The 14,364-nt window shown below is 35.2% G+C and carries 11 protein-coding genes; 8 read left to right on the forward strand and 3 right to left on the reverse strand.

The features are described 5' to 3' along the window. The first annotated feature begins 379 nt into the window (after window positions 1-379). On the forward strand, window positions 380-820 hold the full coding sequence (locus tag IPK14_10500) for a MarR family transcriptional regulator (protein ID MBK7993821.1): 441 nt from the start codon (window positions 380-382) through the stop codon (window positions 818-820). Window positions 821-902: 82 nt separating this feature from the next. Further along, complete coding sequence (locus tag IPK14_10505; GenBank protein MBK7993822.1) at window positions 903-1,466, forward strand: NAD(P)H-dependent oxidoreductase; 564 nt, start codon at window positions 903-905, stop codon at window positions 1,464-1,466. A gap of 80 nt (window positions 1,467-1,546) precedes the next feature. Here the strand turns inward: IPK14_10505 and IPK14_10510 are convergent, their stop codons facing one another. Continuing rightward, window positions 1,547-4,354: an insulinase family protein gene (locus IPK14_10510; GenBank protein ID MBK7993823.1), complete on the reverse strand. Its 2,808-nt coding sequence runs from the start codon at window positions 4,352-4,354 to the stop codon at window positions 1,547-1,549. A gap of 297 nt (window positions 4,355-4,651) precedes the next feature. Between IPK14_10510 and IPK14_10515 the strand changes: the two genes are divergently transcribed. Further along, a complete protein-coding gene (locus IPK14_10515; protein MBK7993824.1) occupies window positions 4,652-6,322 on the forward strand; it encodes an isovaleryl-CoA dehydrogenase in 1,671 nt (556 codons plus the stop codon). A gap of 58 nt (window positions 6,323-6,380) precedes the next feature. Here IPK14_10515 and IPK14_10520 read toward each other — a convergent pair whose 3' ends face one another. Together IPK14_10520 and IPK14_10525 are read right to left on the reverse strand one after the other, a co-directional pair. After that, window positions 6,381-7,334, reverse strand: coding sequence for a calcium/sodium antiporter (locus IPK14_10520; protein MBK7993825.1), 954 nt, complete (start codon window positions 7,332-7,334; stop codon window positions 6,381-6,383). 23 nt (window positions 7,335-7,357) lie between these two features. Then, on the reverse strand, window positions 7,358-8,914 hold the full coding sequence (locus IPK14_10525; GenBank protein MBK7993826.1) for a bifunctional metallophosphatase/5'-nucleotidase: 1,557 nt from the start codon (window positions 8,912-8,914) through the stop codon (window positions 7,358-7,360). 193 nt (window positions 8,915-9,107) lie between these two features. Between IPK14_10525 and IPK14_10530 the strand changes: the two genes are divergently transcribed. From IPK14_10530 to IPK14_10550, 5 genes are all read left to right on the forward strand, one after another. After that, entirely contained in the window at window positions 9,108-9,584 is a 477-nt protein-coding gene (locus IPK14_10530) for a hypothetical protein (protein ID MBK7993827.1), read from the forward strand. A gap of 172 nt (window positions 9,585-9,756) precedes the next feature. Continuing rightward, window positions 9,757-10,263 carry an Lrp/AsnC family transcriptional regulator gene (locus tag IPK14_10535; protein MBK7993828.1) on the forward strand — a complete coding sequence of 169 codons (507 nt, stop codon included), beginning with the start codon at window positions 9,757-9,759 and terminating at the stop codon, window positions 10,261-10,263. Further along, window positions 10,256-10,885: an NAAT family transporter gene (locus IPK14_10540; GenBank protein ID MBK7993829.1), complete on the forward strand. Its 630-nt coding sequence runs from the start codon at window positions 10,256-10,258 to the stop codon at window positions 10,883-10,885. The genes IPK14_10535 and IPK14_10540 overlap by 8 nt, the downstream gene beginning before the upstream one ends. A gap of 155 nt (window positions 10,886-11,040) precedes the next feature. Next, the gene (locus IPK14_10545; GenBank protein ID MBK7993830.1) at window positions 11,041-11,832 is read left to right on the forward strand and encodes a hypothetical protein; all 792 of its coding nucleotides are present in this window, start codon (window positions 11,041-11,043) and stop codon (window positions 11,830-11,832) included. Window positions 11,833-11,873: 41 nt separating this feature from the next. Then, window positions 11,874-14,363, forward strand: a complete 2,490-nt coding sequence (locus IPK14_10550; GenBank protein MBK7993831.1) for a HEAT repeat domain-containing protein — start codon at window positions 11,874-11,876, stop codon at window positions 14,361-14,363. The last annotated feature ends 1 nt before the right edge of the window (window position 14,364 follow it).

A 14,364-nucleotide genomic window follows, 5' to 3' on the forward strand; every position in this document is an offset into this window, starting at 1 on the left:
CTCTCACGCAAGAGTTTGTAATGTTTTAAGTATAATTCAGAATTAGTTTTATTAAAGTTTGTAATCTTAGAAAAACAAAGTTAAATTCTTATCAATTTATTGTTAATTGTTTGTAACTTTTACACATTCAAACCAAAACAAAACCCCTAGAAACATGCAACTCTTAGACCTTACCAAATATATACCAGCCAATGAAAATAAAGCCTTATAAATCAAGAAATTGTTAATCCAAATAAATTTTTTTCTACTTAAAAATAACTTTTTATTTCCAAGATTTTGTATTTTCTTTAGATTTTTGGATCAAAATCTTGGAAATTTTATAAAATTTGTTTCCAAAGAAATAATTTACTAGTTGACAATTTTATAAAATAAAACTACTATGCCTAGCATGAAAGTAACAGTGCCTTACATTTTAGCTGAGCAAACTTTGGTAAAATTAATGCGTGTTGGCGATCAACTTTGGCGACTTTCTGATGAATGGTTTGCTAAATGGGGACTATCAGACAGCCATTATAATGTGCTTCGTATATTAAATGGTGCTGATGGGCCAATAGCACAAACAGAAATTAGCAACCGACTAGTTTCTTCACGTGCAAATGTTACTAAAATAATAGATTTACTTGAAAAGAAACAGTTTGTTACTAGGCTAAGTTGTCAGGATAGACGAATAAAAAAAGTTTCTTTAACTAAACTAGGGGCAAAGTTTCTTTCTGATACTCAAACAGAAGTAATTAAGTTTACAAAAACACTTATGCAGCCTCTTTCCGAAGAAGAACTTAAGCTATTATATGGCTTGCTAGAAAAATTAGGAAAGCAATAATTTTTTATTAAATTGTTAACTAGTTAATAGTTTAATAGTTAAATATATATTAATAAAACTTATTTTTTAAGGAGAAAACACTATGACAAAAGTTTTAATTATTTACGCTAGTGATTATGGTAATACAAAAAAAGTTGCTGAAGCTGTTGCTAGTGGTGCTTTATCTGTTAATGGTACAGAAGTAGAAATAAAATTAGCTGAAGATGCTACAGTAGAAGACTTAGAATCAAGTGATGCTGTAATTGTTGGAACACCTGTACATATGGGCAGTCCAGACTGGAGAATAAAGAAATTTATTGACACAGTTTGTAGCCGTTTATGGATGAAAGATGGAATGACTGGAAAAGTTGGAGCCGTATTTGCAACGGGTAGCGGTTATGGAAATGCTGGCGGAGGGGGAGAGCTAACTTTACTTTCACTGCTCTCTAATATTGCTGAACTAGGAATGATAATTGTCCCATTACCAAAAAATACTCCAGGCTATCACTTAGGTGGTATTCAATGGGGGCCTTGGTCAAGATCGGCTGGTGAAAAAATGGAGCAAATTGGCGTTGCTGATGATAGGCTTGAGGTAGCACGCCATCATGGGGCAAATGTTGCTAGGGTTGCTAATGAATTAAAGGGTAAGGAAATTTTTGTAAAGTAGTTTATAAGAAGTAAAGCTGCTAAAAATTGATAAAGGACAGTACAAAGGTAAATTTGTACTGTCCTTAGAACATTTAGTTTCTAGCGTGCAAATACGTCATCAACTTTGGTGATTTTAACAGCTTCTGGACGGATATTAAGTTTACGTGCGCCAATGAGTTTATCTTCCTCTAGTAATTCTTGAGGTTTGTTAGCATCGTACTTAATGGCTGAAAAACCATCTTCCACTAGTTGTTTACGTAGGCCCTCAGCATCTTTAGTAATCATTACTACATGCATATTTTTAGCATTTAAGTGTTTCTTAATTGCTTTGTTAACGTCGGCTGCACTCAAGGCTTGAAGTTTTTCTCTCATATAAGAAGTAAACTCGCCTGTTTGATACCATTTGCTATCAAGAGCATAGCCTAGTTGTTGATTTTGAGTAGCAGTCATTACAAAAACATTTTTCATCAAATACTCACGAACAGCTTCAAAGTTTTCTTGTGACATGCCATTTTCCACAAGTTTTTCTAATTCATGTGTAGCAATACGAAGTGCAAAATGAGCATTAGAAGGAACTACAGGTCTAATCCAGATTTCAAAAATTTGTGCGCGTCGAGCAATGTTTGGATCTGGGAAAAATTGAAACATTCCACGTGGAAAAGCTTCAATATAAGCATAATCGCCATAATTCATGCCGCGAATTTCTCGAATACGTTCATAAAGATGGCTTACAGAAGAACGATGCTCACCTAGCCATGCACGAGCAAGCCAAAGTGCTGCAAAATCTGGATGTGAGCGATTTACTTCTATTGGAAAACCAAAAGAAATAGCTGTTGCTAGGGTGTCTTTTTCAATAATCTCTACTTCCATACCTTGCGGCATACGACCTTTAACTTCACCAGGAATGCTTGGAGCAGGGCCAGCAGCTAATGTTGTTAGTTCACGACCAAGTTTTTTAACAAATTCATCTGGAACATCACCCGATAATCCAACCATTAAATTAGAGCGAGTGTAAGCAGTGCGAACAAAGTTTTTTACATCATCTAAAGTAATTGACTCAATACCTGCAACGGTTCCTAAAACTGGGTGTCCATAAGGAGTACCAGCAAAAATATTTTGTTGTAGTCTTTCTTTACCAAGTTCTTCTTCATTGCTAGCACGAAGATCTTCTTTAAGCGCGTTAAGTTGTTGTTCTTTCAAACGCTTAAAGTCTTCTTCACGAAAACCAGGATTAAGTAGCTGCCCAAGTGCCATGCTGGAAAATGTTGCAAGGTTATCTTTATGAACTACACCAGTAAATGTAGTCATTTCTTTATCTACTTGTACGCCAAAACTAGCTGCTATCGGGAAGAAAGCTTTATTGATTTCATCAATAGATTTTTCCTTACTACCAGCTTCACTAATCATTGCTGCTGCAAGTGCGGAAAGACCTTCTTTACCCTTTGGATCATAAGCCGAACCTACAGAAAAGAGTAGTTTTACATTAAGCTGTGGGCTAGCAGTTTTTTGCAGTACAATTTTTAAGTCTGTAGCGTCTTTAGGTGCTACTTTTGCTTCATAAGTAGCAATTGAAGCAGGCTTACCAATTTCTGCTGGAAATGAGTCTTTAGCTAAAGTAGTAATTACTAGATTTTCATCAGTAAAATATTTTTTAGCAACAGCTTGTAAATCGGCTGGAGAAAGTTGTAAATAAAGATCATAAAGATTATTAAGTGTATCTGCTGAACGACGGAAGCGAACAAAGCGAGCTAGAGTTGAAGCAATGGCTTCTGTATTATCCATTGCTCTAACAAAAGAATAACGCCCATTAGATTTTCCATCTGCAAGTAGTTGAGGAGATATTGCATTAGCACGAGCAGTAGCAAAAGTTTCCATAATTAAATCCCTAACATACATTGCATCTTCAGGCTTTTTAAGTCTTGCTCCAACGGTTGCAAGTGTTGGGTCAAGATGTGAAGGTAAATAGGGAAAAAATTGGTCAACTTTTTGTTCTTGTTGGACTAATTTTCGGTAAATATCGGATGTTGGGCCAAAGTAAAGATCTAGTAGTAAATCCATTGCTACATATTCTTTGTCTGTTTCTGAAAAAGCAGGAGCGCGAAAAGCTACTGTTACATAAGGAAGTGTAGGAGTTGCCCAAGGAACGTGTGCATAAACTGCACCTTTTGCAGGTGGTTCGCTAGGAATATCAATGCGATATTTGCCAGGTTGCCAGTTCCCCCAATATTTTTCTACCATTTCAACAGCTTTTTCAGGTGTTACATCACCAGCAATAATGATGGTTGTATATTCAGGACGATACCAGCGATCAAAAAACTGCTTTGAATAAGCAAATTGATTAGGCATATCCTCAATATCTCGTAAAAAGCCCATAGTTGTATGTTTATAGGTATGAGCAGAAAAAGCATTGTCGCGTTGAACTTCAATTAGCTTATTAATTGGGCTAGCACTATTTTTGTTATATTCACCTAGAACTGCCCTTGCTTCTGTTTTGAAATCTTCCTCAGAATATTCCAAATTCATAAAGCGATCTGCTTCGATCTTAAGCATAATATCTAGGTCATCTTTAGCAAAAGTAGTGTGATAGTTAGTAAAGTCGTCTGTTGTATAAGCATTTTGTCTGGCACCAATTTTGGTCAAAATTGCTTGATAGTCTTTTGAAGGATAATTTTTAGTACCACGAAACATTACATGCTCAAAAAAATGTGCAAAGCCAGATTTTCCTGGCTCAACTTCATTTCTTGAACCTGTTTGCACTGGAATTTGCAAGGATACTAAATTAGGAAATCCAGTTGGGACTATTAAAATTTTTAACCCATTGGGCAAAGTTTTTTCAGTAACTGGAAAAGGAAAAATTTTGCTAGCTGTAGAACTAGCATTAGTTGAATTATTATCTGAATTAGACATAGATTTTTTGTTTGCAAAAGCACCTAGCGGGTAAATGCCTGCTAGGGACACAATTAATAAGCAGGTCAATAACCTGTATAACATCTTCACTCCCCTTAAATTTTAGTTTGGTTTAATTTCAGTTTAATTAAGCTTTAGCCTGTTAAAGTCTTTACAAACAGATTTTAGCTCTACAATTAGCTTTAAAACAATCTTTTTACTCTATTAAGTTGCTAGCATTTTCTTTATTTGTTGCCTCATACTAGGGTAAACTTTGCTAAACTACACCAAAATTTTTATTGCTTAAGGATAATCACCATGTCAACACCAGAAAAACATCTTGCTAGCCAACAAACTCATGAAGTTTTTAATCAAGCTCTTCCTTTAGTAGATTATAACCTTTTTACTAGTGATAAAACCTTAGTCCAAGCTCTTAGTAGGGAAGGTGCTGCTTGGGCTGAAGAACACCTAAAAAATTTTGGTGAAATTATGGGTAGAGCAGAAACTATTACTTTAGGGGTACAAGCTAATGACAATCAACCTGTTTTACGAACACATGACCGTTATGGTTATAGAGTTGATGAAGTAGATTTTCATCCAGCCTGGCACGCGCTAATGAAAATTTCTGTAGAAAATGGGCTTCATAGTCTGCCTTGGCGAGAACCAAAAACAGGTGCGCATGTTGCTAGAGCAGCACTTGTTAGCCTAATTGGTCAAATTGAGGCAGGGCATCTTTGCCCTATTTCTATGACTTATTCCGTAGTGCCAGCACTTAGAAAAGAACCAAGTGTTGCAGCTAATTGGGAAAGTAAAATTACAAGTAATAGTTATGACCCAAGATTTCGGCCTGTTAAAGAAAAAACAGGTGCAATTATGGGTATGGCAATGACAGAAAAACAAGGCGGTTCAGATGTACGAGCAAACACAACTAAGGCAACTGCTATTGGAAATTCTGGAGAATATTTAATTGTTGGTCATAAGTGGTTTTGTTCTGCACCAATGAGCGATGCTTTTTTAGTGCTAGCTCAAACTCCTAATGGGCTAACTTGCTTTTTACTGCCACGATGGACAGAGGATGGAAAGCGCAATAATTTTCATTTGCAACGCTTAAAATCTAAACTTGGCAATAAATCAAATGCTTCAAGTGAAGTTGAATTTCGGGATGCTTGGGCCGTTCGTGTTGGTGCCGAAGGAAAAGGAGTGCAAACAATTATTGAAATGGTGACACACACACGCCTAGATTGTGTAATTGCTTCTGCTGGGCTGATGCGACAAGCTTTTGTTCAAGCCATCCATCATACTAATCATCGTAGTGCTTTTGGAAAAAAACTTATTGACCAACCTTTAATGCGAAATGTGCTAGCAGATTTGGCGGTAGAATCTCAAGCCGCAACTATTTTAATGATGCGTCTAGCACGTTCTTTTGACCAACGTAGCGATAGAGAATTTGAATCACCTTTTCAACGAATTGCTACAGCAATTTCTAAATATTGGACTTGTAAACGCACTGTTAGCCATATTTATGAAGCACTAGAATGTTTAGGAGGAAATGGTTATGTTGAAGAATCTATGATGCCTCGTCTTTACCGTGAAGCTCCGCTTTATTCGATTTGGGAAGGTTCAGGAAATGTTATTTGTTTGGACGTTTTACGAGCAGCCGCTAAAGAGCCAAGTACAATGCAAGCTTTAATGAAAGAAATTGCTCTAGCTAAAGGGGGAAATGATTATTTAGACGCTTATGCCAGATCGCTAGAAAAAGACTTGTTTGAGCTAGCAAAAAATCCAATTAATTTAGAAACACAAGCTCGACGTTTAGTTGAACGTCTAGCACTTGCCTTGCAAGCTTCTTTGCTAGTTCGTTTTGGTCATAAAGCTACAGCCGATGCTTTTTGTGTTAGCCGTCTTGCAGGTGATTGGGGCAACTGCTTTGGTACATTGCCAGGTAATGTTGACCTAACAGCTATTTTAGAAAATGCCCAACCTGCTTAACTCTTTTCAGATAGCAAACAGGGTATTCTAAGATTTATCTAAAATATAGAGAAATTAATTACCCTCTAAATACTATGTAAGTTATATAAGAAGCATAGAAAATTAAGAAAAATATTCCTTGCCAACGGTCTAAAGTGTGTCGTTTGCCTATAAATAAAGAAAAGAAAAGCATTATGTTAGCTGAAATCAATACTCCAATATCAAAATTACTGGCTGTTTTTAATGGAATTGGTGTAATTGTTGAACTAATAGAAAGAATCCAGAAAATATTAAAGATATTTGACCCAATAACATTACCTATAGCAATGTCTGATTTTTGACGATAAGCCGCCACAGCCGAGGCTGCCAACTCTGGTAAGGATGTACCAATGGAAACTATTGTTAAACCAATTAGAGATTCACTTAATCCAAAATATAGAGCTATTTTTACTGCACCATTAACAATCCATTCACCACCTAAAACTAAACCTATAAAGCCAAGTATAACCATAATAACGGATTTACCTGTGCTGTATTGCTCTACTTCTTCAACAACTTCTGATTTGTTAGATCTAGCCATTCCTACAGTGTAGTAAAGGAAAATAAAGAAAAAACCTATTAAAACTAAACCTTCAGATCTTGTAATAATACGGCTCTCAGCTTTGTCTATTAAAACATCATTAGCCATTAAACCTACAACTACCACAGCTAATAAAGAAAAAGGGATTTCCTTCCAAACAGTGTTTCTATGAACTGTTAAAGGGTAAATACTGGCTGAAACACCTAAAATTAATAAAACATTAGCAATATTACTGCCTAAGATGTTTCCAATTGCTAAAGATGTTTTTCCTTCTAGTGCCGCAATTACATTAACAACTAGTTCTGGCGCAGATGTACCAAAAGCAACTACGGTTAAACCTATGACTAAGTTGGAGATATTGAATTTTTTTGCAATTGAAGACGACCCATCAACTAATAGGTCTGCTCCTTTAATTAAAAACAAAAATCCTAGGAAAAATAATATATATGTCATGTTTAGTAACTCTTGCTAATTAATTATTTAATAATTTTTACTCGCCCATCTAAGTTAGCTGAAATAGGGCTGTTTTTTTGTATGTGATTGATAACCAAATTATTTAGCTCTATATCTGTTTTTGTTAAGTTACTGCTTTGAGCAAATTTTTCTTTATATCCATTTGCAACTAAAGCTAGGTAATTTGCTGTAGCTACTAAGTAAGTTTTCTTGGGATCAATTCTTGTATATTTAGAGCTTGTAGGGTCTTCTAAGATTTCCACCTCGCTTACTGTTTTATCTTTAGCGTTAATTGAGTAACGAAGACCACTAGTCTGACAAAAAAAGTCTGAGCCTTGGCGACTAACGCTAAATTGCAGTAAATCAAGTATTTGCTCACCTGACATTTGGGCAGTAACCAAAATATTATTATAAGGAAGTGCAGTTAAAAAATTTTCTCTTGTGATTTCGCCTGGTGGAATTGCTGCACGAAAACTGCTAGCTGTATGGAAAAAAACATTTGCTTTAGTGGCTTGACGTGCTAAATCAGTGACAAGATTGCCAATCATTGATTCGCCAAAGTCTAGTCCAGCATTGTCTATTAGACTGCTAGCTTGACCTAAAACCTCAAAACGCTCTGGATGCTTGGCTTTTAAGCTGTTATACATTAAATCAACTTTTTCTGCTAAAAATTTGTCTTCTGTAACACCTTTAGTTATAGTAATTAGCTCGCCTTTAGCATTAATTATTTTGCTTTGAGATATTTGTAGCGTGACATGGCTTAAGTAATTTAGATATTGATAAGGTGAAATAAAATAAGTGTTTGTGCCTGATAGTTTGGTAAATTCGGCTTTAAAATGTCCATGTGTGCCTAAAATTAAGTCAATTCCTGCAACTTCTTGAGCCATTTTTAGGTCTTCGGCCATATATTGATGTCCAGCCGCAATAACTAGATCAACTTTTTCTTTTTCACGAAGTATTTTAACTATTTCTTTTGTTCTAGTTAGTTTTTCACTTCCAGTTAACCAACGAGTATTATTTGGTATTAAATTAGCTTTAACAATGCTTGGAAAATCATCCCCAGCAACAGCAAAAACGCCTATTTTCACGCCTCCACGCTCATAAATATAATATTCTGGCAAAATGGCTTTGCTGCTATCTTTTGAGACTAAACCACTGCTAATAATTGGATAAGTAATGTTATTTGTACAATTTGCAAAAACTTCTGGCCCATAATCAAATTCATGATTACCTAGTGCCATCCCATCTAAAATACCATTAAACCAACTCCATTCCGTGCAAGTATAAACATCTGACCAAATAGGGTTATTTAAGTTGATTGTGTCGCCACCACTTAAGACCAAAACGTTTTTGCTACGCTGTTTAGCTTCTCTAAGTACTGCTATTGCCCGTGAAATCCCACCCCGGCTATAATCGCCATCTGAATAACTAGGCAGGGCATGACTATGATAATCACTCATATGATAGATTTCTATTTTTACAACTTTGGTTTTAGCTGCTTGTATACCAGGAAAATAACCAGTAAAAATTAGGATAATTGCTAAACAAAATAGCTGTAAAATACGTGATTTAGTTTTCATAAGCTTAAAAATCAGAAAAAAATGGGATAGAAATTTTTGTTTAAGCCTTGGAAATATAATATAGCCAAGGTTAAAGCGTCTAGCATTTTATCTTGTAAAAGCTTATAAAGTCTTAATAATAAAATTTCTTTACCAAACAATCACCCCAAAATTTGCTCTATTAATTTATATTAAGTAGAAAGGGATAAATATAATGTTTTTAGATATAATCAAGTTTCTTAGATTACCAATGGCATTAATTTTAATTGTAGCAATTATTCGTCTTATCCTAGGCCCAGCAGGGGTTGAGTATGGAATTAGAAGTAATGCTGCTAGTTCGGTATTAATGATAAATATTTTTAGTTGCATCTATTTTGGAGCCTTGTCTAAGAAAGTAGGGAAATTTAGCTTTTTAGGGACAATTCTAATAGGTATAACTTTAGGACTTTACACACAAATAATTATTTTTTCTGCCACAGTGCTTAGTTATCTAGCAAATATAGAAAATTCCTATTTTAATAATTGGGACGCGCTAAATGTCGCTAAAGGAACTGTAGTTCCTCTTGGTGCTGCTGTAAAAGCACGTATGGGAGGTTTAATTGCAGGGCCAATACTTGGCTCAATTATGGTTACTATAGGTAGATTACTAAGCTTTTTAGCTCCAGAACCAAAAAAACTAATTTATTTATAACAGTCGTCTGATAATAATCGTATAGCATATGAAAATAACCCAGTGATTTATCGCTGGGTTATTTTTTATGATTTATTCTTCTTATAATAAGATTTTTAGCATTTTATTTTAGTTACAATCTACTTGACGCGAGTTTATGCTAAGAATATAATATTTGACAGGTGAAAATGCTATGAAACAAGTTTTGGAAGATGAAATAGACGAAATGGATCGAGAGATTTTGCGACTTCTTCAGCAAAACGGACGCATGACAAATGCTGCACTTGCTGAGGCTGTTGGACTAACCCCTACACCAATGCTTCAACGCATTAAGAAGTTAGAGCAACGCGGCATAATTCGCGGCTACAGGGCTGTTATTGACCCTTTAGCAATGGGGCGCGGACTACTAGCATATCTGGCTATACAAATGACTGAGCATAAATTAATTACACATCAAGGTTTTGTTAATGCAGTCCTAAGTCTTGAAGAAGTTTTGGAGTGTCATCATATTTCAGGAGAAGAAGATTTTCTCTTAAAAGTTTTAACTAAAGATATGTTGGAATATGAACATTTTCTACTTCATAGATTAACTGGCATTGCTGGTATTGCTAGGGTAAAAACAACTTTTGTTTTGTCTTCTCCAAAAATGGAAACAGCTATTCCCATAGAATCGCCCGTAGGAGGAAAAACAGATGAGTGATGTACTTTCTTTTGGATTGCTTAGTTTTACTTCTTTATTAACAATAATTGACCCTATTGCCGCAGCCCCGGTTTTTGTCACAATGACGGAAAAATATGACAATATTGCACGCCGTCAAACAGCTTTTCGCGCTTGTATTTCGGCACTAGTGATTTTATTGGTTTTTGCGATTGGGGGAGGAGTAATTTTTAAGATTTTTGGAATCACTGTAGATGCTTTAAGAATTGCTGGCGGAATATTATTTTTTATGATGGCAATGCAAATGCTTCTAGGTAAAGAACGTAGCACAAATAATAACGAGTCTCTAAATTTAGACCAAGCTATTGTTCCTCTAGGCATCCCTCTAATTTGTGGCCCTGGGGCTATTAGTACTGTAATGGTGTTAATGGGTCAAAATCGCTCAATCAGTCATGTGGCTGTGCTGATTTTAGCTATTATTTTGGTAATCGTACTAACAGCACTAGTCTTGTTAGTTTCACCAAACATTGTTAAATTAATTGGAAAATCTGGTGTAGCAGTAATTACTAGAGTCATAGGATTAATTGTTTGTACAATAGGCATTCAATTTATTATTGATGGACTTAAGCCAGTAATTGTAAATATTCTGTCTAGCGTAAAATAAATTGTAATTTCTTTTTTTAAGACATTTAGAAATAGCCTAGCAGTTGCTAGGCTTATTTGTTTTAAACACTCATAGAAGTGTCACAACAAAGCGTTAAATAAATCAACCATTTAGCTAAACTAAGAAAAGAAAATCTAAGAGAAGAGGTTTTAATTATGTCAAAAAATTTCTTTTTTATAGTTGCAGCTATTATTGTAATTTTACTAGTTCTATTGGGTATTTTTTATTTACTTTCCAGTGTTTTTAATTGGAGTGTTGCCGCACCTTCACCAAAAATAATACTTGATGTTGTTTCAGGCGCAATTTGTTTATTGTGGTTATTATTTATATTAAAAGTGCCTTGGGATCTTTACTTTAAAACCCATAGAGTGCTTTTTGAAATGAAACGCTCAGAAGAAAAAAATATTCCTGTTAAAGAAGACAGACGACGCTATGTAAAAAAAATGCGTTGGATTACAGGCTCAATTGCTATTGGCTCGCATGTGGTTTCTGCTGCCATTATTGCTGCTTTAACTTATTGGAATAGCGGACAGATAGGCTATTATTTTGCTTTCTTTTATGTTTTAGCTACTCTTTTTCGTCCTTTTACGCAAGCTTACTTTTACCTACTTAATAAATTGCGAGAAATTCAAGGGGAAATACTTTACCCTCGTGAAGATGTTGTCAAATTAAAGTCAGATTTAGGCTTTCTAATAGAGCGCGTAAATAATCTGGAAAAATCTTTAGAGGACGATAAAAATCGTTTGACCGCTACAGAAGAAACCAGTAAAAATCTAGGTGCAGAAATAAAGGATCTTAATTATGCTTTGGAAAGAGTTGATAAAAACTTCCAAAATCGCTTACAACTACTTACCACAGAAGTAGAGCGAGGACTATCAAAAGCTTTTGACCAACAAGATGTAGTTACTGGACTACGAGCTTTTGCCCGGTTAATAAAACAAGCTTAGTTAATATTACTGTAAAACTTTACTTTGGAGCATATCAATAGATGAGTAAGCCTTCTAGGTTATTAAATATTTTATTAGCAGTAGTAATATCACTATTTTTTGTTAGCTCAACTTACACGCAAACAATTACTGTTAATAAGCTGGCTGAACCCCCTATTCAATGGCCGAGAAGCCATCAATTTGATATGCAGCATATGAGCTTAAAGCTTTCTTTTGATTGGGATAAAGAAACAGTTTTTGGCGAAGCAACACTTAAATTAACACCTTTTGCCAATGAGTTAAAAACAGTTGAGCTTGATGCAACTAAATTTAAGGTAGATTCTGTAAAACTTAGCAGTGGTACGAACTTAAAATATCAAGTAACAGAGCAAAAAATATTAGTAACTTTAGATAGGGTTTATAAGCCTAATGAAATAATTAGTTTTACTGTTAAATATTCTGCTCAACCTAAACTAGGGTTAATTTTTATCAAACCCACAAAAACCGACCCTACACGACCTTTTCAAATTTTGTCACAAGGTGAGACAGAAACTAACCGAGAATGGTTTCCTTGCTATGATTCGCCTAATGATCGTGCTACTTCAGAAACAATTGTTACTGTAGATAGCAAATACAATGTTATTTCCAATGGTGAGCTAATTTCTGTAACAGAAAATAACAATAAAAAAACTTATCATTGGAAAATGGATTATCCTTTTTCTAGCTATTTGGTTTCTCTAGTTGTAGGTGAATTTGCCGAATTAAGACAAGAAGCCGATGGAATCCCTATATTTCACTATGTTTATAAAGATCAGCTAGAAAACGCTAAAGTTAGCTTTGCTACAGTGCCAAAAATGATGAGCTTTTTTGCTAATAAATTAGGTCATCCTTACCCTTATAAAAAATATGCAGAAATTACAGCTTATGACTTTCCTGGTGGAATGGAAAACATCACTGCTACAACAATGACAGATGGAGCAGTCAAAGATAAAAGAGCTTTAATAGATAACAATGACACTTTATCAGCACATGAATTAGCTCACCAATGGTTTGGTAATTTAGTCACTTGCCGGGATTGGAGCGAACTTTGGCTAAATGAAGGCTTTGCTAATTTTATGGATGCTGTTTGGCTAGAACATTCACAGGGCAAAGAAGAATATTTACGGGATTTCCTAGAAGCGCGAAAGTCTGTTATTGAACGTTTTAAACAAGGAAATCGTCGGCCTGTTTCAACCAAACGTTTTTATCATCCAGATGACCTTTTTGATGAAAATAGTTATGCTCGACCTCAGCTTGTAATCCATATGCTTAGGCAATTACTCGGAGAAAAAGCATTTTGGCAATCTATTAATCATTATATTGCTGTTAATAAAAATCGTGGTCTTGTAACTACAGCAGACCTTTCACGAGCTATTGAAGATGTTACGGGGGAAAATTTAGATTGGTTTTTTGAGCAATGGATTTATAAACTAGGCCAACCAGAACTAGAAGTTACTTCCGTCTATGATGATAAAAAAAAGCAAGTAGAGCTAAAAGTTAAGCAAACACAAAAGAAAGATCCAAAGCTTCCTTGGTTTGAAGTAGCTGAAATTTATCGTTTGCCGCTAGAAGTCGCTATCACGACAGAGAAAGAAACAAAAATTTATCCTGTCACAATTGATCAAAGAGAACAGACATTAATATTTCTTGCTGAAACTCAGCCCTTGATAGTTAACTTTGATCGTGGAGATCATATCTTAAAAAACATAAAATTTTCCCGAACTTCAGACGAGTTAGTTTATCAACTTGGTGCAGATGAAGATGTAATGGGGCGTATTCGTGCAGCAGCAGAGCTAAAAGGCTCTGTTTATGAGTCTGCAATAGAGGCTTTAGCCAAGGCTGCAAAGACTGATAAATCTTCACTTGTCCGCCTTCAAGCAATAGATAGTTTGTCAGCAAATGAAACTGAAACGGCACATAGCGCATTTTTATCAGCTTTAAGTGACTCTAGCTGGCAAGTAAGAGAAAGAGCAATAACAATTCTAGGTGGATTAAAAGATAAGAATTTGATTTCAGCATTTCAAAAAGTAATAAAAGAAGATGTTAGCTATAAATCCGTTGCAGCAGCAGCAAAATCTCTAGGGTTAATAGGCACTCAAGAGGCTGTAGATACTTTGCTAGCACTTGCTCAGGAAACATCTTGGCAACAAACCTTAACGCAGTCTAGCTTAATTGCTTTAAGTCATGCTCAAGATGAAAGAATCCTACCTTTAGCCTTAAAATATGCTGCTCCAGGTAATAGCAAATATGTTCGTTCAGACGCAGTTGCTTTGCTGGGTGCAAGGGCAAAAGGCAACAAACAAGCTTTAGAATATCTTCAAGCAGCATTGGAGGAAAAAAACACCGCATTAAATTACTCTGCTATAACAGCATTAAGCGAAATAAATGATTCTTCATCTAAAGAGCTTTTAGAAAAATTTAGTAAAAGGGCAGACCTTGATGCTAGCCTTCAAAATTATGTTAACTATGTTTTAGACCAACTAAATCAACAACAACGCAAAGCAGGTAACTAGT

The organism is Blastocatellia bacterium, from assembly GCA_016713405.1.
Lineage (GTDB): Bacteria > Acidobacteriota > Blastocatellia > Chloracidobacteriales > JADJPF01 > JADJPF01.